Below are 22,121 nucleotides of genomic sequence, written 5' to 3'. Positions count from 1 at the left end.
TCCGTAAAACTCTGTGTAACAACCTCGTGTGAAACGACTATTCAAATTCATATTAAACCTCGTACCCAGACCCTTACTTATTAAGTTAAGCTACTGGGTCAGTCCGCTATTTGCGCTTTATTACAGGGGTGCTAAATATACCGATCCTATAGACGGCAAAAGCTTTCATAGTTTTTTACCCTATGGCTATGAAAGTCCCAGGGAAAACGTGCTCTCCCCCTCTACCCTATCCTTGGAACGGCACCGGCTCTTATGGCTGTACCTGAAAAACGAAACCGATTTCTTTACCGCACCGCTTAAGGTGTTGCACTTTGCCCCGGAACAGGCATTCTATAAAAAATTTCGAAAGCTCAAGAACCTAGCGTATACGACAACAGATCTCTTATCTCCGCTGGCAGATGTTAGGGCTGATATCTGTGACCTTCCGTTTGAGGATAATTCGTACGACGTAATTTTATGCAATCATGTATTGGAGCATATTCCCGACGATACCCAGGCCATGCGGGAATTATACCGGGTATTGAAACCAGGCGGCTGGGGTATTTTCCAAATTCCGCAGGACTTAAACCGCGAAAATACTTTCGAGGACAATTCCATCACCGACAAAAAAGAACGCACCAAGATCTTCGGACAGTACGATCACGTACGCATCTATGGGCGGGATTATTTCGAAAAGCTCCGCAATATCGGCTTTGCGGTTGAAGAAGTTGATTATACCGCTACGCTTTCATCCGCAGAAAACGACAGGTATCGTTTGGCTCTCGGTGAAATTATTCCACTAGTTCGCAAATAGCCGCTATTTGTTAACCAGCTCCTTGAACCCCTTGGTCATATATTCCCGCGTTTGCGCTTTTTGATCGAGGTAGATAATGTACGCATCCAGCGCTTCCTGTTTGGCAAGAAATTTAAGGGTCTCGTCCAAGTCCATCGCCATAAAGGCCGTGGCGTAGGCATCGGCGGTAGCACAATCACTTGCGAGCACGTTGGCGGCCAAAGTATTGCCCCCTTTGGTAAATCCCGTCTTCGGATCGATTGTATGTACATATCTTTTTCCGGTCACGGAATCCACTCTGAACTTTCTATAATTTCCCGAGGAAGCCAGCGCACGATCCTTTAAAGAAATCAACAATTTGCTTTTTCGGCCTAAAGTAATTTGTGGGTCATCGATACCCACTGACCATGGTTTTTGTTTGATGGTATTTTCGCCTTTGGCTACCAGCTCTCCGCCTACTTCCAAAAGGTAGTTTTGAATGCCCTTGGTATCGAGCATTTTTGCCAAACGGTCTATAGCATAGCCTTTCGCAATGGCGTTAAAATCGAAATGAACATTTACATTCTCTTTTATGATGGTCTTCCCCGGTGTTAACTTTACTTTATCAAACCCGACATAGTGCATTAAACTGTCTACACGCACACTATCCATCTTCAACTGCTTTCCTGGGCCAAAGCCCCAGGCGTTTACCAATACCCCTACCGTAGGGTCAAAATACCCTTTGGTCTTCGTATGGATATCCTTAGATAGCGTAAAGACTTCCTCGAACATCGCATCGACGACAACCGTTGTATCACCAGCATTAATTTTTGCAATGTCCGAATCGGGGATATAGGTCGACATCGATTGGTTGATAGCCGCGAATACCGAATCGATTTCCTTTTGATAATCGAGTTCTTTATCGGACAGATAAATGATGTTGTACGAGGTACCCAAGGCGGCACCCACAAGCTGGTTTTGAACTATTTTGGGTTCAGAGGAGCCACAGGAACACAAGAGACATCCTATTATAATGAAGATAAATTTTTTCATATCGGGTATGTTATGCTACGATTTGGTTTGGTAAAACACGGCTTTCTTCGCCCTGCTCGGAAGCACGTTTTAAATCTGAACGAGGCCATCATAATCAACAATATACTCTTCGTTCAAATAGACCGGCAGGTTATAATCCGTAGCGTTGACCAAGCCAACGCCGGCGTAATAGGTAGTCGCGTCGAACTTAAGGGCGTGATCTTTCATCTTATTCAAATCGGTCAGGTAAAACTCCGTGTCCTTTGGGTCACCGGGGTAAGCTATCCCTTTGACCACCACAAAGTGTAGTTTCTTTTCCTTTAAACACACAAACTGCGGGTTCTTACCGATTTTGCTATTCACCGACATAAATTCAAAGCCATCGGCCTCTAGCTGTTTGCCGACGATATTCATTGCCAGATTGTGTAGTTCTTGTTCTGTAAGTGGTTGCATTTTTGTTTTTATTATACCGTTCTACGGTGCTCAGAACACATCCTAATCATAGCATAAAAATGAAAATTCGGTAGGAAACCGTTGCCATAAAAAAAACCGATAGCAGTCTATCGGTCTTGTTTACTTCTTGAACAAATTGAATTCATTTTTTCCGCTGTCAAAATAGTACGAATTTTTTTAAAGTCATTTATTGAAGTCATGTTCGTCCAAGCTTATCGAAGACCATTTATCTTGGTGCTCCGACGAGCTCAGCATGACACTTTTACATCATTCGTGAATGTTCTAACCACCGAAATCATCAAAACGGATATGTTCGTCAGGAATTCCGAAATCCTCACCCATCTTCTGAACGGCCTTATTCATTAGCGGTGGGCCACAGAAATACAATTCAATATCCTCGGGAGACTCGTGGTGCACCAAATAGTTATCGATGACACAATTGTGGATGAATCCGACAAAACCATCACCAGGGGCATCTATATCTTCTTTAACCTTCCAGTTGTCCTCTTCCATAGGTTCTGAAAGCGCAAGGTAGAAACTGAAATTCGGAAATTCCTTTTCTAGCTCGTAAAAATGATCCAAATAGAATAGCTCCCTTTTTGAACGACCGCCGTACCAGTACGATACTTTACGGTCGGTCTTTAGCGTTTTGAATAAGTGGTACAAATGCGATCGCATCGGTGCCATGCCTGCACCCCCACCTACGTATAACATCTCCGAATCGGACTCATTGATAAAAAATTCACCATAAGGACCCGAAATCGTTACATCGTCACCCTCTTTCAATCCGAAGATATAAGAAGAAGCCACACCCGGATTTACATCCATCCATCCGTTCTTGGCGCGATCCCATGGTGGGGTAGCAATACGTACGTTTAGCATAATCTCTCTTCCCTCCGCAGGAAACGAAGCCATCGAATAGGCTCTTTCTACCGTCTCAGGGTTTTTCATAACCAATGGCCAAAGGTTGAACTTGTCCCATTCCGCCTTAAATTTATCAGGCTTATCATGCTCTTCAGGGTGGGCGGTAATATCCATATCGGCAAATTTGACTTCACACTCCGGAATCTCGATTTGAATATATCCACCAGCCTTATATCCCATATCGCTAGGTATCTCTACCACAAATTCCTTGATAAAAGAAGCAACATTATAATTACGCACTACTTTTGCCGGCCATTTTTTGATGCCGAAAACTTCTTCAGGAATGGTAATCTCCATATCCTGCTTCACTTTTACCTGACAGGCCAAGCGTGCACCTTGGTTTAATTCCCTTTTGGAAAAATGTGGCGTTTCGGTGGGCAGGGCCTCACCACCACCCGAGAGTACGTGGCACTCACACTGTATGCAGGTACCGCCGCCACCGCAAGCCGATGGCAAGAATACCTTGTTATTGCCCAAGGTTGACAATAACGAGCTCCCCGAAGCGACCTCGACTTTCTTCTCCCCATTAATCGTAATGGTCACAGGACCAGATGGGGATAATTTTTGTTTTGTGAACAATAATAAGGCTACCAACGCCATGAGCAGTATCAAGAAAGATACTACCGTTATCATTATGGTTCCTCCTGTACTTGCAGCTAAAATCATGCTTATTTCTGTGTTAAATCGTTATACGATACTTCATTTTCTTCCAGTTCCTCCTTCTTGATTTCCCCTTCCTCCAAAACAGGTGCCTCCACTTTTTCCAACACCTCAGCGGTCGTATCCTCAACTGGAGCCGGAGCATCGTCACCGCCCGTTAACATTCCACCAAAACTCTGGAAACCAATACCCATAAGGCCGGTAATGATAAAAGTGATTCCTAGTCCACGTAAGGGTGCGGGTACATTGCTATATCTGATTTTCTCCCGGATGGCCGCTATGGCCAAAATCGCCAAAAACCAACCGATACCTGAACTTACACCATAATTCAAGGCAAGGCCCAAGGTTGCGATTTCTCTGGCCTGCATGAATAACGAACCACCGAGTATCGCACAGTTTACTGCAATAAGAGGTAGAAAGATACCCAAGGAGTTATATAATGAGGGTGAAAATTTTTCTACGATAATTTCAACCAACTGCACCATGGTAGCGATGGTAGCTATAAATAGGATGAAAGAAAGAAAACCTAGGTTATAGTCCGCATACTCTTCACCTAACCAGACCAAGGCACCATCTTGCAACAGATACTTGTCTAGAAGCCAGTTTAAGGGCACTGTTACGGCCAATACGAATATTACAGCGGCACCAAGTCCGACAGCAGTCGCCACTTTTTTGGAAACTGCCAAATAGGAACACATTCCCAAGAACACAGCGAATACCATGTTGTCGATGAAAATGGACTTGAAAAATAATTCTATATGTTCTAACATAATCTCTTATATAAGTAAGCAGTTGGCAGTTGCAGTTGTCGGTCCCAAGGTTACGGGGCGTTCAATCCTATAAAAGCGCTCCTACTTCATAATTTTTAATAATCGAATCTCTAATTTATTCCGTTAAACAGTAGGAAAAACTATTTTTTACTGCCTACTGTAACAGCGTACCGTACATTTTATTCTAGTTTTCTTCAACAAGAACAGGATTTCTGGAACGCTGCACCCATATTATAATACCCACGACGATCAACGCTGCGGGCGGGATGATCATAAAACCGTTGTTCTCGTATCCCGTGGCATACAGACCTGTTTTCATTATCGGGTCTCCGAATACAGGATACCCCAATAAGGTTCCCGAGCCTAAAAGCTCCCTAAAGAATCCTACGATGATCAGTATAACACCGTAACCTAAGGCGTTACCGATACCATCCAGAAAGGATTTCCAAGGTCCGTTCGCCAAGGCAAAGGCTTCAAAACGCCCCATGATGATACAGTTTGTAATAATCAGACCTACAAAGGCACCCAACGTTTTACTTAGCTGATAGGCATATGCCTTGAGCACTTGATCCACAATAATTACCAAAGTCGCTACGACAATCAACTGCACGATAATCCTAATTTTTGACGGAATAATATTTCGCATCAACGAGATAACGACGTTTCCGACACCCAAAACGAATACCACCGCGATAGACATCACGATAGAAGCTTCCAGTTCCGCTGTAATCGCCAATGCCGAACAAATGCCGAGCACCTGGATGGTTATCGGGTTGTTGTCGGCCAAAGGATCGAGTATAAGACCTGCGTCTTTTTTAGTAAGTAATGCCATTATTTAACTCTTATGGTTTCTAAATAGTCTTTGTAGAGGTTGAGACTTTCCTTGATCATCGCCGCAACACCATTGCCCGTTATCGTCGCTCCGGCCAATGCATCCACCTCGTTATCGTCCTTCGTATTGTTCAAAGGGTCGTTATTACCCTTAGCGACAGCGATACCGGCATACTGGGTACCATCCATGATGGACTCACCCGAAAAGTCATCCATAAAATAGCGCATCTTGATATTGGCACCGAGGCCCGGAGTTTCCCCCTTATGGTCAAAATATACGCCTTGAACGGTCATTGTATTATCCAATGCAACAAAACCCCAGATTGCATCCCAGAGGCCTTTTCCATACATCGGGATAACATAGTATTTATTATTGTTCATTTCACCGATAAACAAAGGCAATTGAAATGGTTTACCCTTTTTCTTGGCGGCCAATTGCTTTTTCAAATCGATTAAAAAAGCATCATCGTTTTTTTCGATATTGCCGTTCTCATCAATAACCAATTGCTCTTTGATAAAATTGGTAAACTCACCCTCTACTTCTTCCGTAGGAATAAAGTTAACGCTACCCGCATCGTCCCCATTCTCGTTAACGCCCATGGCGTATAGGATGTTCTGCTGTTTTTCAAATCGTTCGTTCTCTTGAATATTGGGCCGCAATCCCGAAGCCAAGAAGGCCAGAATAGACCCTACAAGGAGGACCATAATACCGGCAAAGAGAACGGTATAACTGTTTTTATCTGTATCGACTGCCATAATCTAAACTGTTTCTGGTTGTAATTCCGCTGTTTTTCCCTCCGAATCCTTAGGGTGAATCACAGCGTTCTTTAATCTTTTCATTCTTCTGTTGACGTTTCCACGGATGACGTAATGATCGATGGTTGGAGCGAAAACGTTCATCAACAATATCGCCAAGAAAACGCCTTCTGGATAGGCCGGATTGAATACCCTGATCATAACGGATATAAATCCGATCAAAAACCCGTATATCCATTTTCCCCTTGTAGTCTGTGCGCCGGTTACTGGATCGGTCGCCATATAAACGATACCGAAGGCCAAGCCACCGACAATCAAATGTTTCCAAAATTCAAAACTCATCAAGCCATAGAACTTGCTTGTTTCGCCAATCCATCCCCATTCGACCACTTGGTTGAAAAAGAAGCCCATGACCAAGGAGCCCAATACTGCGCTGACCATGATGCGCCAACTGGCTATTTTACTGAAAATCAAGAATAATCCGCCCAACAAAATCAGGAAAGCCGAAGTTTCACCCACCGAGCCGGGAATAAAGCCAAAGAACATATCCGCCACATCGTATTTAGCGGCCATGTCGGCCGTATTGTTCTGCGCCAAATAGCCTAGTACGGTCTCACCGGAAATCGCATCCGGGGTTCCTGCCAAGTTGACCGCATCGTGCACCCAAACCTTATCGCCACTCATCCACGTAGGATATGCGAAGAAAAGAAAGGCACGAATGGTCAAGGCGGGATTCAAAATATTCATTCCCGTACCTCCGAACACTTCTTTACCAATAACCACACCGAAGACAACGGCCACGGCCAACATCCATAAGGGCGTATCAACAGGCACAATCAAAGGTACCAACATCCCGGTAACGAGGTAACCTTCCTCAACCTCATGGCCTTTAATCACCGCAAAAATAAATTCTATCAAAAGACCCACACCATAGGACACGACTACTAATGGTAACACCTTGATGATACCGATCCAAAAGTTATCCCAGGTCAGGAAATGCTCCATCACGGAAAAATTTTCCGGAAAACCATTGATGGCCGAAAAGTGTTGGTATCCTGCATTGAACATGGAGAATAACAAAATGGGAATCAATGCCATGATCACCGTATTCATCGTTCGTTTCAGGTCATCGGCCGCACGAACATGTGATCCGTTGTGAGTCGTTTCGTTCGGGGTGTACAAAAAGGTATGTAGGGCATTGAATGCCGGTGCCATTTTTTTGTCCCTGTAGTGATGCTTGATAATGTGCAATCGCTTCTTAAAAGTCATTCTTTTGTCGCTCATCTCTTATCCTATTTCTTGAAGTAATAAATCCAGTCCCTCGCGAATAATCTGTTGATGGGGCTGTTTTGATATGCAAATAAATTCGGTCAAAGAAAAATCTTCGGGAGCTACTTCGTAGAGTCCCAATTGTTCCATTTCATCTAAATCCTTGACCATACATGCTTTTAAAAGCTGCATGGGGTAAATATCCAATGGAAAAACCTCTTCGTATTGTCCCGTTACCACGAAAGCCCTATGCTCCCCATTGGTATTGGTATCCAAATCATATTTCTTTTTCGGCATCAACCAAGAAAAGGTCAAGGCCCGCGTGTTCGATACTTTATTGAAAACCGGTTTGTTCCACCCGAAAAATTCATAATCGTCCCCTTCCGGAATTGCAGTTACCGTATTGTTATAGTAGCCTAGGTAACCGTCCTGACGACTCTTGCTACCGGTAAGCACATCGCCATTGATGACGCGAGAGTTCTCTTCGCTCACACCACTGGCATATAGAAAGGTTGCGATTTCAGTTCCTATTTTTGTCTTGTAGTATTTGGGTGCCTTTACCGAAGAACCTGCCAAAGCGACCACGCGCTCGGCATTGAATTTTCCGGTCAGCAGCAACTCCCCGATAATCACCAAATCCTGAGGGGATACCGTCCAGACCGTTTCCCCCTTATTGATCGGGTCGATTTTGTTTATCTGCGTACCTACGAGACCTGCAGGATGCGGCCCGGAAACGCGGTGTAACGTGATACCCTCCAAACCTGACATGATCGAGTTCTTCGTACCCACGGAAACGTGCACCTTGCCCGGAGTTAATTTGCCCAATGCGGTTAGCGCTGCCTGTAGTTCCGCCTCTTTTCCCTGTAATGCAAAATCGATATCGGCTGCCAAAGGCGCTGTGGCGTAAGCTGAAACGAAAATGGCTTTGGGATTCAAATCGGGATTGGCGATAATATCATACGGACGCTGTTTGATAAACGGCCAACAGCCCCCTTTCAACAAATACTCCTTGATTTCAGTGGCCGAAGCCTCCTTAAAATTCAGTTTTGAATGCTCCAAAGAAGCCTGTTCCTTGTCCGCCAAAATCTTAAGGGTGAGAATTCGCCTTCTTGCCCCTCTATTGATTTCGACAAGCTCACCGCTAACCGGTGAAACGAAAAGCATTTGCTCGTTATTCTTATTGTAGAACAAGGCTTCGCCAGCTTTGACCTCAGCGCCCTGTTTTACCAACATTTTAGGGGTGATACCGTGAAAATCGTGAAGATCTATTGCATAAACATTACTTAAAACCGCCTTTGAAAGAGTATGTTCTGCGGCACCAACCAGGTTAATGTTCAAACCCTTTTTAATTCGAATGTCTTTAGACATATATAGAGGACCTTTAAGGTTATCAAAAGTTGTACAAATTTAATACTAAACTGATTGTTTTCATAATAATTACCCATTATTTTGGGCATTACGACGAGCTAACTTTTTTGGGTATGCTTTTTGTTTACCTTTGTTGATCAATTCTGCCAACTATGCGCACAACCCTTAAACAAACTGCCTTTTTGCTCTTTTTGCCGCTACTCCTTTTTGGACAGGTACAAGAGGAAATCGAGGCCCCACCCCACATCAAATCGATTGTTTTGAACGGTCCGACGGGAGACCAATTTCCCGTAGTCCAATTGGGCGAACCTATTTATTTGGAATTTGATGACCTCACCGCCAGTGAGCAGGATTATTATTACAAGATTGTACATTGCGATTACGATTGGACGCCTTCACAGCTTTTGAAATCGCAATACCTAAGGGGAGTCGACAACCAGCGCATCATAGATTATCGGAACAGTTACACCACCCTGCAGCCCTTTTCGAATTATCGATTAACGATACCCAATGACAATGTATCGTTAAAAGTTAGTGGCAATTATGTGTTGGAAATATACAACAACAGCTACGAATTGCAGTTCTCCCGACGCTTTGTGGTCTTTAAGGATTTGGTCAAAGTAGGCGCACAGGTGAAAAGGTCACGCGATTTCAATTTTTTGGATGAAAAGCAGGTGGTGCAATTTACCATCAATGCCGGTAACTTTCAGCTGGTCAACCCCAAGAAAGAGGTCAAAGTGGCCATTATCCAAAATTACTATTGGCCTACCGCCCGCTACAATGTTCCGCCCCAATTTACCTTGGGTACCGAATTGATATACAAATACGATACCGAGACCAGTTTTTTCGGCGGCAACGAATACTTTAATTTCGACACGAAGGACCTCAGGGCACCCAGTGCGGCCATCGCGCGTATTGATGTGACGGACCTCTATAACCACTACCTCTACAGCAACGACTACCGTTACAAAGAACCGTATACCTATTTCCCCGACATTAATGGGGATTATGTGGTACGCACCCTACAGGGGGACGATAATTCCCGTGAAGCGGAGTACACCAATGTTCATTTTAGCCTTCCTTATGACGAACTGTTGAATCTTGACGAGGTGTATATTTTCGGAAAGTACAATAATTACGCTTTGACCGATGAGAACAGGATGTACTATGACGAGGAAGACGGGATGATGAAAGCGAAAATTCCCTTAAAACAAGGATTCTACAACTATAAATATGTCATCAAGAGAGAAGACGGTACTATTGACCTGAATGCTATTCCGGGGAACTTCCATTTTACCGAAAACAACTATACTATCTTGGTATATTACCGCAATTTCGGAGAAGTTTACGATAGCATTATCGGTGTCGGAACAGCGAATTCAAGAAATATCAGTAATTAAGGTCGACCTGAGATTTGAGATGTGAGTTATGGGTTCAGCAAGCCCTATTTGTTTACAATTGTCTTTCCAAATAATGAATCACTTAGGCCGAAAACAGTCAATTGCTGCACTTATTTTTCGTTGAACGGCGATTTTTACATTATTATAAAAAATTGATTTTCAGCACCTTGAGCACGCCATTTAAGTGAATAATTGCCTCTTTCACAAAGAAGCTTTCGAATGAACATATTCCAAAACTGTCAATTTCTATTAACCGGACAGCAACGGGCATTGTGTATCTTTACCCTTTTTTAACGAAGAACCGTGCAAAACGAACCCACATACTCCAGCCTTGAAAAGGGACGCTACCAATTGCGGTACCGTGGCACGGAGTGTACCAATTGCGGCCACCCGTTGGATATGAGCGATCGCTACTGCCCAAATTGTTCCCAGGCGAATAGCACGAAGAAACTTACGCTAAAAGATTTTTTCGACGAGTTTTTTTCCAGCTTGGTCTCGTACGATTCCAAATTGCTCAAAACGCTCTCGGCGCTTTTGCTAAAACCGGGTAAGATAACACGGGATTACATCAACGGAAAGCGCGTATCCTACACCAATCCTTTTCGTTTCCTGTTAAGCTTGTCCATCATCTATTTTTTAATGCTCAACTTTAATTTAAGTTCGGGCCTTTCTAAGGCCGACCGCTATGGAAGTGACGCAAAGGGTAGTTTTTTCGATACAGATGGCTCGTTGTCTTTCGGTGACGATCTTAAAAAATTGGATTTGGAAAACTCGACGGAAATACAGCAACAGTTGGACTCGCTGAAAATCACCGAATCGATAGCGGAAAAAGATTCCAGTATCCTTAGCGACCCCAAGAAGTATTTGAACAGTTTGGACAGTCTTTCGATCGTAACCCGATTCGGGGCCAAAAGAAGCTTTTTCAACACCTTGATGAAAGCCGATGAAACGGTCGATTTTGAGGCGCTGGCCCTAAAATACGATTTACCGCAGACACGCATGAATGCCTACGCCTACAATGCCGCGAACAGTTTTTTACGCTTTACACAAAGGCCCGGAACCTTCGCAGCTAGCCTGATTTCGAAGCTCCCTTTTCTGATCTTTTTCTTTCTGCCGATCTTTGCCTTGTTTATTTGGCTGGCGTATATCAGGAAAAAATACAATTATACCGATCATTTGGTCTTTAGTTTTCACATTCAGAGTCTCTTGTTTATCTTGCTCATAGTAAGCTTGTTGATCGATAGTATTTTTAATATTTTTAGCGGCTGGGTTTTCGTTTTGATCTTTATGGTATACCTCTATAAAGCCATGCGAAAATTTTACCAACAAGGAAGATTTAAAACTATTGTTAAATATGCTTTCTTTAATTTCATTTTCTTTATTTTAGCAATAACCTCGGTCGTCATACTGGCGGTCGGTAGTGCATATACTTTTTAGACGTTCGTATGATAACACAGGTCACCAAAGGCATAAAAGTTTCGGTCAACACGAATTTTGAAGGCACCTTCTTTAAGAATTACAAGATGCACTTCGCGTTCGGCTACACGATTACCATCGAGAACCAAAGTCGGGACTCGGTACAACTTACTTCGCGCCATTGGGATATCTACGATGCCCTTAACGAATTGGAGACGCTGGACGGCGAAGGCGTTATCGGAAAAAAACCGGTCATTCAGCCGGGGGAATCGCATACCTACACTTCGGGTTGCTTATTGGCCTCTCCTATCGGGGCGATGAAAGGCCACTACAATATGGTCAATTTCAGTTCTACGGAGAAGTTCAGGGTGTATATTCCCACCTTTAGATTTAGTGCGCCCTTTGCACTTAACTAAGGCAAGCTTAAACGCTGATATCAAGTACAAGTTCAAAAACTTTTTAGCTGAATTAATTAATTTAAGTAATTGGTCTTTCAAAGATTATTTTCTTGATTTGTTCTTCTTTCCTTGAAAATATTATTTCTTGTATTTTGTCGACATTGGTAAAACACTTGTATGCTAGCGCGTACTATCGGATTGTTCCTTGTTAACATATAAAAAATAGTTTCTTCCCTTTCGATAGCGGTAAAAGTGTAAGAATAGTACTTATTGCGAACATTACCACAGTACAGCTGGGGGCCGTTTTGACATCCTGGAGCAAAGCCAAGCCATACCTTCAAACGAGACATCAGCAAGGTTAAGCCTGGTACAGATGTATATCGTGCGGCAAATAAGGATATCAAATACTTCAAATCAAAACAATCCTCGATTTTGTTAAGCAATTAATAATCGATAATCATTAATTTTTGTTCCCTTGTTTCCTACCTTTACACAGCTAAAATTTTAAAAAAATATCTCCATGGGAAAAGGTTTTTTTCAAGTACCGACTGCATATAACGAACCGATAAAAAGTTACGCGCCCGGCACTCCGGAACGCGAGGCGGTTTTGAAGCAATACAAAACCTACTACAACGGTATCGTTGAAGTGCCGATGTACATTGGCAAGAAAAAAGTCAAATCCGGAAAGACAAAACCGATGTCCCCTCCGCACGACCACAAACACAAGGTGGGCACCTACCATATCGCCAATAAGTCTCATGTGACCGAGGCTATCGATACCGCTCTAAAAGCGCGGGATGCATGGGCCGACCTTAATTGGGAGCAGCGTGCGGCGATTTTCCTAAAAGCGGCGGAATTGATCGCAGGACCCTACCGTGCGAAAATCAATGCCGCAACGATGATAGCGCAGTCTAAAACGATACACCAAGCAGAAATAGACGCTGCCTGTGAGTTTATCGATTTTCTACGTTTCAACGTAGAATACATGACGCAGATTTATGAAGAGCAGCCCGATTCGGCAGAAGGTATTTGGAACAGGGTCGAATACCGGCCCTTGGAAGGCTTTATCTATGCGATTACCCCCTTTAACTTTACCGCCATTGCCGGTAACCTTCCGGCTAGTGCAGCTATGATGGGGAATGTTGTGGTTTGGAAGCCCAGTGACAGCCAGATCTTTTCGGCCAAGGTTATCGTTGACGTATTTAAGGAAGCTGGACTTCCAGACGGCGTGATCAATGTAATCTATGGTGACCCGGTTATGATCACCAAGACGATTTTGGACAGTCCGGATTTTGCCGGCATCCATTTTACAGGTTCCACGAATGTTTTCAAGGATTTATGGATGCAAATCGGCAACAACATCCATACATACAAAACCTACCCTAGGATCGTTGGGGAAACCGGAGGTAAGGATTTTATCGTCGCGCATGCTTCGGCCAATCCCAAACAAGTGGCCACTGCTATCGTTCGTGGCGCCTTTGAATTTCAAGGACAAAAATGTAGTGCTGCCTCTAGGATGTATCTTCCTAAATCGAAGGCGAACAAGATTTTGGAGCTGGTCAAGAAAGATGTGGAGTCGTTTAACCCTCCAGGGTCACCCGAAGATATGTCGAACTTTATTACGGCCGTAATTCATGAAGGTTCTTTCGATAAATTGGCGAAGTATATCGATCAGGCCAAAAAGGATAAAAAAGCCAAGATTCTCGTTGGTGGCAATTACGACAAATCGAAGGGCTATTTTATAGAGCCGACCGTCATCGTTACCACGGACCCAAAGTACACAACCATGGAAACGGAATTGTTCGGGCCTGTGGCTACTGTTTACGTATATGACGACAAGGATTGGGCCAAGACCTTGAAATTGGTCGATGAAACCTCGGAATACGCACTTACTGGAGCCGTTCTTTCAGCGGACCGATACGCCATTGAAGAAGCCACAAAGGCGCTACAGAATTGTGCCGGGAACTTTTATATTAACGACAAACCCACGGGAGCGGTCGTTGGTCAACAACCTTTTGGAGGCGCTAGGGCATCCGGAACGAATGACAAAGCCGGTTCTGCACAGAATTTATTGCGTTGGGTTTCCCCAAGGTTGATCAAAGAAACCTTTGTTACCCCGGTAGACTATAGGTACCCGTTTTTAGGATAGGCTCGTTTTTTGAAAAAGAACGTTGTATAAAGTGAAGCCTGAATACTTAGGGGTGATCATTGCCCAGTGACTTTCGGTTTTATTTTTTAATCGGATGAGTTCAAATTTAATTTATCGGGTTAAACAGATAACTCCCGTATTTCAATCCCTGAAATACGGGAGTTTTTTTTGGCCATGGCCGGGGAACGCCCAAACAATCTCCTTTGGTAATTTGCGTTAGTATTTAAAAAACAGAGCCTTATGCGCTCAACACCGTAAGCCGACCAATGATGAAAAATCTTTTGAAAATACTCTTCGCCCCATTACTATGGCTGTTTCATAGCTGCAGCCCGTTGGGCAACCCTGTAGACCCGGAAAAATCGGATAGTCATTACTACAACAATTCGAAAAGCGAAATTCGATACAGCCCCATGGGCAATTGGTTCGAGTTGGGCAACACTGGCATGCACGCCGATGTAGAAAGTTTTGAAGTGTTCAATAGATGGTTGGGCCGGGATAAAGACCAACTGTTTTACGAAGCCTATGCCGTGACCAACCTGCCCATTGATCTTGCTACCTTTAGGGTCAAGGATGAGGATTATATGGCCCACATCGGTTTCGACAGCAATTTCGTATATGCCTTTGACAAAGTCTATGAAGGGGATGCCTACCGTGGCAGGGCAACCATCATCGATGGTGCCGATCCGAAAACCTACGTTCAAACGGACATCGATTGGGCCAATGACGGAAAACTACATTTTTTTAGGAACCATAAGATCGAGGCGGATTTCGACAGTTTTCAACCGCTGAACGATTATTTTGCCAAAGACTCGAGCCGTGCATACGTTCGTAACGACAATTGCTTCGAATCATTTGGCGCGGATGTTGCCAGCCTGGAGCTACTTGGCGAGAGTAGCCATACCATTGATAAGAAGAATGTGTATTGGCTTCCCTTCTTTACCGAAAACGCTTCCAATCCGATTGCGCTACCCTATGCAGATAAGGCGGAAGTCGAAATCCTGAATCCTTATTTTTTAAGGGTTGCCGACACTATCTACTACGACGGTCAGGCCAGGCCCGATATCGATAACCAGAGCTTTGAAATCATTGATCATTCCTACGCAAAGGATGCAACGCATGTGTACTACAAAGACAACATCGTTGAAAATGCAGATGTCGCCACTTTCAGGCGATTGGAAGGAAGTTACAAATACATCGATAAAAACGGCACCTACCATGAAGGGCGATTGGAAGAAAAATAGCCGACTACTTCTAAATATCCCAAAGCAGACGCATAAGTATCGCCCGAATGTATTTCGGGCATTTTAATTTTATTACATTTGGTTAGCCCCCACAAATCGATGTTTAACTTAAAGACACAAAAATGAAACTGAAATTTTTATTATTGTCGGTTTTGGCGCTATCGTTTTACGGGCTTCAGGCCCAGGACAATCTCGCACAAGCAACTATCAAAGCCGTTCTGGAAAGTAACCAAGGGCAGGTCATACAACTGGCCGAAGCCTTTTCGGAAGAACAGTACGATTGGAGACCTATGGAAGGGGTCAATTCGGTTGGTGAAGCCCTTATGCACATTGCAGGCGCCAATTATTACCTCGCTACAAAAATGGGCTTTGCGCCCCCGGAGGATGTAGATATGATGGCACTGGGAAAAGTGACCGGAAAAGAGAACATCATCTCGGCGCTCAAACAATCGAACGCCTTTGTTCTTGAGAAGATAATGGAGGTAGACAGCGACTCGTTCTCCGAGGAAGTAGACTTCGGCTTTGCAACAATGAACAAGCTAGGTGGACTTTTGGCCATGATGGAACATAATGGCGAGCATAAAGGACAGCTCATCGCCTACGCCAGGTCGAATGGTGTCGTGCCGCCGTGGAGCATGTAACATTGCGGAATTTAAAAGTAAAGGCGCCACTAAGGCGCCTTTTTTATATTACAACCAATGCTACGGCTGCTACCTGCACCCACCCAAGAATCTTTTTGGGATTCTGCAAGCGTCATTCACCGAACCAAAATAAGGTATGCAGAATACTATCTGCCCGAATGACATGCACGCAACCTATTCCGATCGGAAGTATCTATAGAAAGTAACCAAACAAGCTTAGCGTGAAAAAATTTTCGATACTTCTGCTGATCTGCATGCCCTTACTTTCCTGTTCGAACGATGATGTACCCGTAATCGCGGCCTGCGGGGTCGCCAATCCCATTGAAGACTTGGTGTGGCTCAGGGAAGAAGTAGCCAGGCGCGTTGAAAACAATGACCCAAATGCCCATTACTGCTATATTGTGCAGGCCAAAACCGATACACAGACTATTTTTATTTTCGAGGATTGCAATCCCATAATCAACAAGGTTGCACCCATCTTGGACTGTACGGGAACCTCGCTGGGCTTTCTCGGAGATGAAAACTATTCCTCCGATAGTATCAGCGAGCGCAAGATCGTCTACCGCCCTTCCGATTTTAAATGTGACTTTTAAAGAGCGTTCGTTATATCAACCGTTTATTGAAGTTCGTTTCAAGACATTTTGTTAGAAAAATGGGCATCGACACAATTTCAATGTAAATTTAACGTTAAATCATTGTAAATAATATGTAAATTAGTTATACTAAAGTGCAAATAATACTCCTATGAAACATACCGAACAGCAAACAGTCCCCCATCAGCAACGTACTTCGCTTTTTACGAAAATGCGCAATTATGTCATTGCCTATGCGGAACGATGTAGGCATGCCTATCTAAGCCTGTTGTCCCTTTAAAAGCCTAGCCCTTGAATTTCATGGGTAGATATACCACTTTCTTCGTTTCAAAGAAATCGTCGGTAAAATAGTCAGTGAGGTTAAAGGTTTGTGCCGTACTGTATATCTTCAATTCTTCCGTAAGGTCTCCTCCCTTTAGATACAATATACCGTTTCTCCTTTGGTGAACCGATTCTTTTTTGATTTTCCCTTTCACCCAATGCACAAAGGTCGGCATGGCGGCCACGGCCCTACTTACAATAAAATCGAATTGCTGCTCTACCGCTTCCACTCTACTGTTCACGGCCTTTACATTTTCCAAACGGAGGCCCGAAACGACTTCCTCGACCACTTTTATTTTTTTTCCGATGGAATCGACCAAAGTGAAGCTCGTCTCCGGAAAGAGGATCGCCAAGGGAATACCCGGAAACCCGCCTCCGGTACCTACATCCAGCACCGTCGTATTCGGAAGAAATTCCTGTACTTTGGCGATTCCCAAAGAATGCAGTACGTGACGTAGATACAGCTCATCGATATCCTTTCGGGAAACCACGTTTATCTTTTGGTTCCAGTCTTCGTAGAGTTCGGACATTTGCACAAACTGCTCTTTTTGAAGGTCGCTGAGCCCCGGAAAGTATTCGAAAATCAATTGCACATTCATGAATTCGGTATTTCAGGCAAAAATACTATATTACCAAGTCTTAGCACTCGTTTTGAAACAAGTGCCTAAAATATCATTTTTTGGGAAAGTCTTATAGCCCACAAAAAGCGATTTCATTTATCTTTACCAAAAAGATTGCGATTTATGAGTACGAAAACCATAAAATTTTCCAGAAAGGATTCCGCTCAATTCTTTAGAACATTAAACAAGCGGGTCAACGATTACTTTAAAGAGAACAAAATCAAAAAGACGGGAAATTGGCGTCTGCACTTGAAGGCAGTGGTCATGTTTACCTTGTTCCTAGCCCCTTACTTCTTAATCCTTACACTGAACATTCCAGTTTGGGGTTACCTACTTTTGTCGATCGTTATGGGCATCGGCATGGCAGGCGTGGGCATGAACGTGATGCACGATGGCAACCATGGTTCCTATTCCAAGAAAGAATGGGTGAACAAACTCATGGGGAGCAGTATCTATATTCTCGCTGGAAATGTGTATAACTGGCAGGTACAGCACAATGTGCTTCACCATACCTATACCAACATTCACGAGCACGATGAAGACCTAGAGGCGGGTAGGATTCTCCGGTTCTCCAAACATTCCAAATGGCAAAAGCACCATAAGTTCCAACATTTCTATTCGGTTTTTTTATATGGACTCTTGACCTTCAACTGGGCGATTACCACCGATTTTTTACAGATGTACCGTTACACCAAACGCAAGCTATCCTACGGAAAATTTCCAAACCCGGTAATGAATTGGAGTACCTTGGTCGTTACCAAAATTTTATATGCCACGATTTGGATTGTTTTACCACTCATATTCACCAGTGTGGCTTGGTGGCAGGTTTTGATCGGTTTCTTTGTCATGCATTATGTAGCCGGGGTCATTCTTAGCGTTGTTTTTCAGTTGGCCCATGTGGTAGACGAAGCCGACACCCCGCTCCCGGACGAGAGTGGCACCATGAAAAATACCTGGGCCATCCATCAATTGTTCACCACGGTCAATTTCGGAACAAAAAATAGGGTCGTCAATTGGTTTACGGGCGGTCTCAACCACCAGGTAGAACATCATATATTTCCGAATATCAGCCACGTACATTATACCAAAATTTCGAAAATCGTGAGGGAAACGGCGAAGGAGTTCAATTTGCCCTATAACGAATACAAGACTACGCGCAAAGCCATTATCTCGCACTTCAGACATTTGAAAGAATTGGGCAAACAGCCCGCTTTACAGATGTGAATCATTCTTACAACAGGATTTTATAGCAGCCCATAGCAACGAAAAGAACAGCTCGACAGTCGTATCCGGTAGGTAATCAAACCACAGATCGCAACTTTCGAGCTGTTCGTTTTTACACTGTTCACAAACTCCGACCAAATAGTTAATAATCCATCTCCTTTTCAGGTTGTAAAGCAGCTCGAATGTTTTAATTTTGGAGCCTATTTATATCAACATATCGATTGCTGCCTGCGCAGGAATGAAAATAATTCTATATGATCGACCAACTTTCAGACCGCATCAATAACGTTACCCCATCCGCTACTTTAGAAATGGCGGCGAAGGCCCGAGAGTTGAGGGCCGCCGGTAAAGATATCATCGGACTTAGTCTCGGGGAACCCGATTTCAATACTCCAGATTATATTAAGGATGCCGCCATACAGGCCGTAAACGACAATTACAATTCCTATACCCCGGTAGATGGGTACGTAGCATTGAAAGATGCCATTATCACTAAATTCAAGCGGGACAATGGCCTGGATTACGAGCGTTCGCAATTGGTGGTTTCCACCGGCGCCAAACAGGCACTGTACAACGTGGCCCAAATACTGCTCAATGCCGGTGACGAAGTACTACTACCCTGCCCCTATTGGGTCAGTTATAGCGACATTGTAAAACTGGCTGGCGGTGTGCCGGTAGAGGTAAAGACCAGCTTGGAAAGCGATTTCAAGATGACCCCCGCGCAATTGGAGGCCGCCATTACACCAAAAACCAAAATGCTATGGTACTCCTCACCCTGCAACCCTAGCGGTTCTATTTACAGCGCGCAGGAGCTGCGGGCCCTTGCCGATGTATTGCAAAAACACCCGCAAATCATCGTGGTCAGTGACGAAATCTATGAGCATATCAATTATGGTGTCACGGAACATGCCTCGATGGCCGCCTTTGCGGATATGTACGAGCGTACCGTTACCGTAAACGGGGTAGCCAAGGCTTTTGCCATGACCGGCTGGCGCATCGGCTATATCGGAGCGCCGACCTATATCGCACGTGCCTGCAACAAACTGCAGGGGCAAGTGACGAGCGGCGCCAATTGTATTGCACAACGCGCCGTAATAACCGCCTTGACCGAATCGCCGGAACGGGTGCAGTACATGGTGGATAAATTTAAGGAGCGCCGCAAACTGATTTTGGGATTGCTCAACGCCATCGACGGTTTTAAATGTAATGAACCGGAAGGCGCTTTTTACGTGTACCCGGATGTGACCGCTTACTTCGGGAGGACGTTGAACGGCGTAACGATCAACAACGCCTCCGACTTTGCGATGTACTTGCTGGAACACGCCAATGTAGCCACGGTAACCGGGGATGCGTTCGGCAACGGCAACTGCATTCGTATTTCGTACGCCGCTTCGGAAGCGGACATCAAAGAGGCGATTGCGCGAATTAAACAAGCCCTTGCTTCGTAGGCCAAGACGCTATTTCCGTAGCGCTTTCATGATTTTACAAACTATTTAACGGACTCGCAATCGTAGACAGGCTGCGCGGTGTGACCTTTGTATAGATTTGTGTGGTCTTTATGGAGTCGTGCCCCAACAGTTCCTGTATGAAACGCATATCGGCCCCGGATTCGAGCAGATGCGTTGCATAGCTATGTCTCAGACCATGAACCCCTATTTTTTTATGGATACGCGCCTTGCGCATGGCCTTTTTAAAGACCTGCTGCACCGAACTTTTAGAATAGGGTCCGCCGTATTGGCCTTCCAGCAAATACAGTTTAGGTTTGTAATGTTTGTAATAGTCGCGCAGTTGCGGCAGCAAGCTTTTTGGTAGGGGCACATAGCGATCTTTCTTTCCTTTTGCCCCGGCGATCAGTACCACCATTCTACTGCTATCGACATGTTCCAGTTTCAGGCGTACCACTTCGGACACCCGAAGCCCCATCCCGTAACACAGTTTTAGCGCCATGGCATGCTTTAGGTTGGCCGTGTTTTCGAATAATCGTTTTACCTGTGCCTTGCTGAGCATTTTTGGTAGGGTGATCGGCTTTTTAGGCCTGGGAATATCGAAGAACATTCGTTCCCGATGCAGTACCTGCTCAAAATAGAATTTTATGGCATTTATTTTACCGTTAAGCTTACGTTCACGCATGCCTTCCTTGTTCAGACAGTACAAAAAATAGTCTTTAATCTTTTTTGCATTCAATTGGTCGACGGGCACCTGTTTGATCAATTTTAAGAGATGGGCGAATTCGGCAAGATAGATTCGTTTGGTATTAACACTGTAGCCTTTTAACCCAAGCTGATGGTGCATTTGTAAGTACGCTTTTTGATTGTGCTCCGATACCCCCTCCAGCTTTTTTTCATCAACGGTTTTTTCTCGAAGACCCAGTAGCTTTCGCAGCGCAGGAAGATCAGGAAGGTACCAGCATTTTTTAGTCCGGCTCCATTTTGCACTGGGAAAGCGCGCTCTAAAACTTTGCAGCACTTCCTTATCGTAATCAAACCGTACCAAAATCACATTTTTATTGCGGTGTTGGTCAAAAACAAAGCTGTACTTTTCGTATATCACTTGGGTATTTTGTATATCAAAAAAACTAAAGATAGTAAATTGATATACAAAATGCGTAATCGAAAATCACTTTGCACCGTCTATAGGTGTTGTGCTTTGTGAAAAAACCGTACTTTAGAAGGGAATACAAAAACATGCACATATATACGTGTTGTGCATAATTTAACTAATCAGAAATGTGAAAAAAATATTCATCTTGACTTTACTCTCTTTTTTCGGTTGTAAAAACGAACCGATTTGCACTGTGAATGAAAATAACGCTGGAAAACAAACATATGATTTGGACGAAGCGACTTGTTTCATTGCGTTGAAGCTGAATAAGAAAAAATCGGACTTGAATTTGATTCGTAGCGCTCTGGTTGCGGAGGAAAACTATATGAATAAAATCGGACTGATTTCCGAAAATCCGAATTCAGAAAGCGAATCGGAATCGAATGCAGAAATGGACATTAATGAAATGGTAGAATACGCTCTGAATGAGGAGAAAGTTGACTTAACAAATGAAGAATTAATGGAAATCTATGATACCGAAGTTGAATATTTAATGTTTATCGGAGTCGTCGAATAAAAAAACTATGCACAACAAAACCTCCTATGAAAAGCCATAGTCCAGTTCTTTAAAGTTAGTCAATATTTTCTTTTTGCCTTAAACCACCTTTTTTTCTTTTCATATAACTTGCCCCCACTCCTATATGTGATACTCCGTTATCGGGTTCACCAGCATCTGTATGATCATAAGCTATAATAGACCCGG

22 protein-coding genes are annotated in these 22,121 nt (G+C 43.9%); 12 read left to right on the top strand and 10 right to left on the bottom strand.

The window, feature by feature from the left end; genetic code table 11:
• Window positions 1-28: 28 nt before the first annotated feature.
• The gene (locus tag FGM00_RS02985; RefSeq protein ID WP_138851480.1) at window positions 29-793 is read left to right on the top strand and encodes a class I SAM-dependent methyltransferase; all 765 of its coding nucleotides are present in this window, start codon (window positions 29-31) and stop codon (window positions 791-793) included.
• Window positions 794-796: 3 nt separating this feature from the next.
• On the opposite strand, the gene FGM00_RS02980 is transcribed toward FGM00_RS02985, so the two are convergent.
• The 8 genes from FGM00_RS02980 to FGM00_RS02945 form a co-directional block, all read right to left on the bottom strand.
• Window positions 797-1,804 carry an FAD:protein FMN transferase gene (locus FGM00_RS02980; protein ID WP_138851479.1) on the bottom strand — a complete coding sequence of 336 codons (1,008 nt, stop codon included), beginning with the start codon at window positions 1,802-1,804 and terminating at the stop codon, window positions 797-799.
• A gap of 69 nt (window positions 1,805-1,873) precedes the next feature.
• Window positions 1,874-2,236 (bottom strand): Na(+)-translocating NADH-quinone reductase subunit F, encoded by a 363-nt coding sequence (locus FGM00_RS02975; protein ID WP_138851478.1) that lies wholly within the window; start codon window positions 2,234-2,236, stop codon window positions 1,874-1,876.
• Window positions 2,237-2,518: 282 nt separating this feature from the next.
• Window positions 2,519-3,826: an NADH:ubiquinone reductase (Na(+)-transporting) subunit F gene (nqrF, locus tag FGM00_RS02970; RefSeq protein ID WP_138851477.1), complete on the bottom strand. Its 1,308-nt coding sequence runs from the start codon at window positions 3,824-3,826 to the stop codon at window positions 2,519-2,521.
• A 2-nt stretch (window positions 3,827-3,828) separates the two neighbouring features.
• Window positions 3,829-4,590, bottom strand: coding sequence for an NADH:ubiquinone reductase (Na(+)-transporting) subunit E (gene nqrE, locus FGM00_RS02965; RefSeq protein WP_138851476.1), 762 nt, complete (start codon window positions 4,588-4,590; stop codon window positions 3,829-3,831).
• 184 nt (window positions 4,591-4,774) lie between these two features.
• Window positions 4,775-5,422, bottom strand: a complete 648-nt coding sequence (locus FGM00_RS02960; protein ID WP_138851475.1) for an NADH:ubiquinone reductase (Na(+)-transporting) subunit D — start codon at window positions 5,420-5,422, stop codon at window positions 4,775-4,777.
• Window positions 5,422-6,177 carry a Na(+)-translocating NADH-quinone reductase subunit C gene (locus FGM00_RS02955; protein ID WP_138851474.1) on the bottom strand — a complete coding sequence of 252 codons (756 nt, stop codon included), beginning with the start codon at window positions 6,175-6,177 and terminating at the stop codon, window positions 5,422-5,424. The genes FGM00_RS02960 and FGM00_RS02955 overlap by 1 nt, the downstream gene beginning before the upstream one ends.
• A 3-nt stretch (window positions 6,178-6,180) precedes the next feature.
• Window positions 6,181-7,461 carry an NADH:ubiquinone reductase (Na(+)-transporting) subunit B gene (locus tag FGM00_RS02950; RefSeq protein ID WP_236262888.1) on the bottom strand — a complete coding sequence of 427 codons (1,281 nt, stop codon included), beginning with the start codon at window positions 7,459-7,461 and terminating at the stop codon, window positions 6,181-6,183.
• A 3-nt stretch (window positions 7,462-7,464) separates the two neighbouring features.
• Window positions 7,465-8,814 carry a Na(+)-translocating NADH-quinone reductase subunit A gene (locus FGM00_RS02945; protein ID WP_138851473.1) on the bottom strand — a complete coding sequence of 450 codons (1,350 nt, stop codon included), beginning with the start codon at window positions 8,812-8,814 and terminating at the stop codon, window positions 7,465-7,467.
• A 152-nt stretch (window positions 8,815-8,966) separates the two neighbouring features.
• Here FGM00_RS02945 and FGM00_RS02940 point away from each other — a divergent pair, with 152 nt between their 5' ends.
• From FGM00_RS02940 to FGM00_RS20030, 8 genes are all read left to right on the top strand, one after another.
• Complete coding sequence (locus FGM00_RS02940) at window positions 8,967-10,214, top strand: type IX secretion system plug protein (RefSeq protein ID WP_138851472.1); 1,248 nt, start codon at window positions 8,967-8,969, stop codon at window positions 10,212-10,214.
• 303 nt (window positions 10,215-10,517) lie between these two features.
• The gene (locus tag FGM00_RS02935; RefSeq protein WP_236262886.1) at window positions 10,518-11,651 is read left to right on the top strand and encodes a DUF3667 domain-containing protein; all 1,134 of its coding nucleotides are present in this window, start codon (window positions 10,518-10,520) and stop codon (window positions 11,649-11,651) included.
• 8 nt (window positions 11,652-11,659) lie between these two features.
• Complete coding sequence (gene apaG / locus FGM00_RS02930; protein ID WP_138851471.1) at window positions 11,660-12,046, top strand: Co2+/Mg2+ efflux protein ApaG; 387 nt, start codon at window positions 11,660-11,662, stop codon at window positions 12,044-12,046.
• A 502-nt stretch (window positions 12,047-12,548) separates the two neighbouring features.
• Entirely contained in the window at window positions 12,549-14,177 is a 1,629-nt protein-coding gene (gene pruA / locus FGM00_RS02925; protein ID WP_138851470.1) for an L-glutamate gamma-semialdehyde dehydrogenase, read from the top strand.
• A gap of 266 nt (window positions 14,178-14,443) precedes the next feature.
• Window positions 14,444-15,418, top strand: a complete 975-nt coding sequence (locus tag FGM00_RS02920; protein WP_138851469.1) for a DKNYY domain-containing protein — start codon at window positions 14,444-14,446, stop codon at window positions 15,416-15,418.
• Window positions 15,419-15,540: 122 nt separating this feature from the next.
• Window positions 15,541-16,059, top strand: coding sequence for a DinB family protein (locus FGM00_RS02915; RefSeq protein ID WP_138851468.1), 519 nt, complete (start codon window positions 15,541-15,543; stop codon window positions 16,057-16,059).
• Between the two features lie 221 nt (window positions 16,060-16,280).
• Window positions 16,281-16,652 (top strand): hypothetical protein, encoded by a 372-nt coding sequence (locus FGM00_RS02910; protein ID WP_138851467.1) that lies wholly within the window; start codon window positions 16,281-16,283, stop codon window positions 16,650-16,652.
• Between the two features lie 151 nt (window positions 16,653-16,803).
• Window positions 16,804-16,932 carry a hypothetical protein gene (locus FGM00_RS20030; RefSeq protein WP_262711078.1) on the top strand — a complete coding sequence of 43 codons (129 nt, stop codon included), beginning with the start codon at window positions 16,804-16,806 and terminating at the stop codon, window positions 16,930-16,932.
• A 4-nt stretch (window positions 16,933-16,936) separates the two neighbouring features.
• Here the strand turns inward: FGM00_RS20030 and rsmG are convergent, their stop codons facing one another.
• Complete coding sequence (gene rsmG, locus FGM00_RS02905; RefSeq protein WP_138851466.1) at window positions 16,937-17,572, bottom strand: 16S rRNA (guanine(527)-N(7))-methyltransferase RsmG; 636 nt, start codon at window positions 17,570-17,572, stop codon at window positions 16,937-16,939.
• Between the two features lie 144 nt (window positions 17,573-17,716).
• Here rsmG and FGM00_RS02900 point away from each other — a divergent pair, with 144 nt between their 5' ends.
• Both FGM00_RS02900 and FGM00_RS02895 read left to right on the top strand, forming a co-directional pair.
• On the top strand, window positions 17,717-18,817 hold the full coding sequence (locus tag FGM00_RS02900) for a fatty acid desaturase family protein (RefSeq protein WP_138851465.1): 1,101 nt from the start codon (window positions 17,717-17,719) through the stop codon (window positions 18,815-18,817).
• A gap of 254 nt (window positions 18,818-19,071) precedes the next feature.
• Window positions 19,072-20,265, top strand: a complete 1,194-nt coding sequence (locus FGM00_RS02895; RefSeq protein ID WP_138851464.1) for a pyridoxal phosphate-dependent aminotransferase — start codon at window positions 19,072-19,074, stop codon at window positions 20,263-20,265.
• A gap of 34 nt (window positions 20,266-20,299) precedes the next feature.
• Here the strand turns inward: FGM00_RS02895 and FGM00_RS02890 are convergent, their stop codons facing one another.
• Window positions 20,300-21,367: a tyrosine-type recombinase/integrase gene (locus FGM00_RS02890; RefSeq protein ID WP_236262885.1), complete on the bottom strand. Its 1,068-nt coding sequence runs from the start codon at window positions 21,365-21,367 to the stop codon at window positions 20,300-20,302.
• Window positions 21,368-21,545: 178 nt separating this feature from the next.
• Here FGM00_RS02890 and FGM00_RS02885 point away from each other — a divergent pair, with 178 nt between their 5' ends.
• Window positions 21,546-21,935: a hypothetical protein gene (locus tag FGM00_RS02885; RefSeq protein WP_138851462.1), complete on the top strand. Its 390-nt coding sequence runs from the start codon at window positions 21,546-21,548 to the stop codon at window positions 21,933-21,935.
• Window positions 21,936-22,121: the final 186 nt, after the last annotated feature.

The organism is Aggregatimonas sangjinii (genome assembly GCF_005943945.1).
In the GTDB taxonomy this organism is placed as follows: domain Bacteria; phylum Bacteroidota; class Bacteroidia; order Flavobacteriales; family Flavobacteriaceae; genus Pelagihabitans; species Pelagihabitans sangjinii.
Note: the sequence above shows the minus strand (reverse complement) of the source record. Positions and strands in the feature narration are given on the sequence as shown.

Bases quoted from the DNA above. Each gene is read 5' to 3' on its own strand.
- FGM00_RS02980 (WP_138851479.1), bottom strand. From the start codon at position 1,804: ATGAAAAAATTTATCTTCATTATAATAGGATGTCTCTTGTGTTCCTGT.
- FGM00_RS20030 (WP_262711078.1), top strand. From the start codon at position 16,804: ATGAAACATACCGAACAGCAAACAGTCCCCCATCAGCAACGTACTTCG.
- apaG (WP_138851471.1), top strand. From the start codon at position 11,660: ATGATAACACAGGTCACCAAAGGCATAAAAGTTTCGGTCAACACGAAT.
- nqrF (WP_138851477.1), bottom strand. From the start codon at position 3,826: ATGATTTTAGCTGCAAGTACAGGAGGAACCATAATGATAACGGTAGTA.
- FGM00_RS02945 (WP_138851473.1), bottom strand. From the start codon at position 8,814: ATGTCTAAAGACATTCGAATTAAAAAGGGTTTGAACATTAACCTGGTT.
- FGM00_RS02900 (WP_138851465.1), top strand. From the start codon at position 17,717: ATGAGTACGAAAACCATAAAATTTTCCAGAAAGGATTCCGCTCAATTC.
- FGM00_RS02960 (WP_138851475.1), bottom strand. From the start codon at position 5,422: ATGGCATTACTTACTAAAAAAGACGCAGGTCTTATACTCGATCCTTTG.
- FGM00_RS02955 (WP_138851474.1), bottom strand. From the start codon at position 6,177: ATGGCAGTCGATACAGATAAAAACAGTTATACCGTTCTCTTTGCCGGT.
- FGM00_RS02940 (WP_138851472.1), top strand. From the start codon at position 8,967: ATGCGCACAACCCTTAAACAAACTGCCTTTTTGCTCTTTTTGCCGCTA.
- nqrE (WP_138851476.1), bottom strand. From the start codon at position 4,590: ATGTTAGAACATATAGAATTATTTTTCAAGTCCATTTTCATCGACAAC.
- FGM00_RS02975 (WP_138851478.1), bottom strand. From the start codon at position 2,236: ATGCAACCACTTACAGAACAAGAACTACACAATCTGGCAATGAATATC.
- FGM00_RS02920 (WP_138851469.1), top strand. From the start codon at position 14,444: ATGATGAAAAATCTTTTGAAAATACTCTTCGCCCCATTACTATGGCTG.
- rsmG (WP_138851466.1), bottom strand. From the start codon at position 17,572: ATGAATGTGCAATTGATTTTCGAATACTTTCCGGGGCTCAGCGACCTT.
- FGM00_RS02895 (WP_138851464.1), top strand. From the start codon at position 19,072: ATGATCGACCAACTTTCAGACCGCATCAATAACGTTACCCCATCCGCT.
- FGM00_RS02950 (WP_236262888.1), bottom strand. From the start codon at position 7,461: ATGAGCGACAAAAGAATGACTTTTAAGAAGCGATTGCACATTATCAAG.
- pruA (WP_138851470.1), top strand. From the start codon at position 12,549: ATGGGAAAAGGTTTTTTTCAAGTACCGACTGCATATAACGAACCGATA.
- FGM00_RS02915 (WP_138851468.1), top strand. From the start codon at position 15,541: ATGAAACTGAAATTTTTATTATTGTCGGTTTTGGCGCTATCGTTTTAC.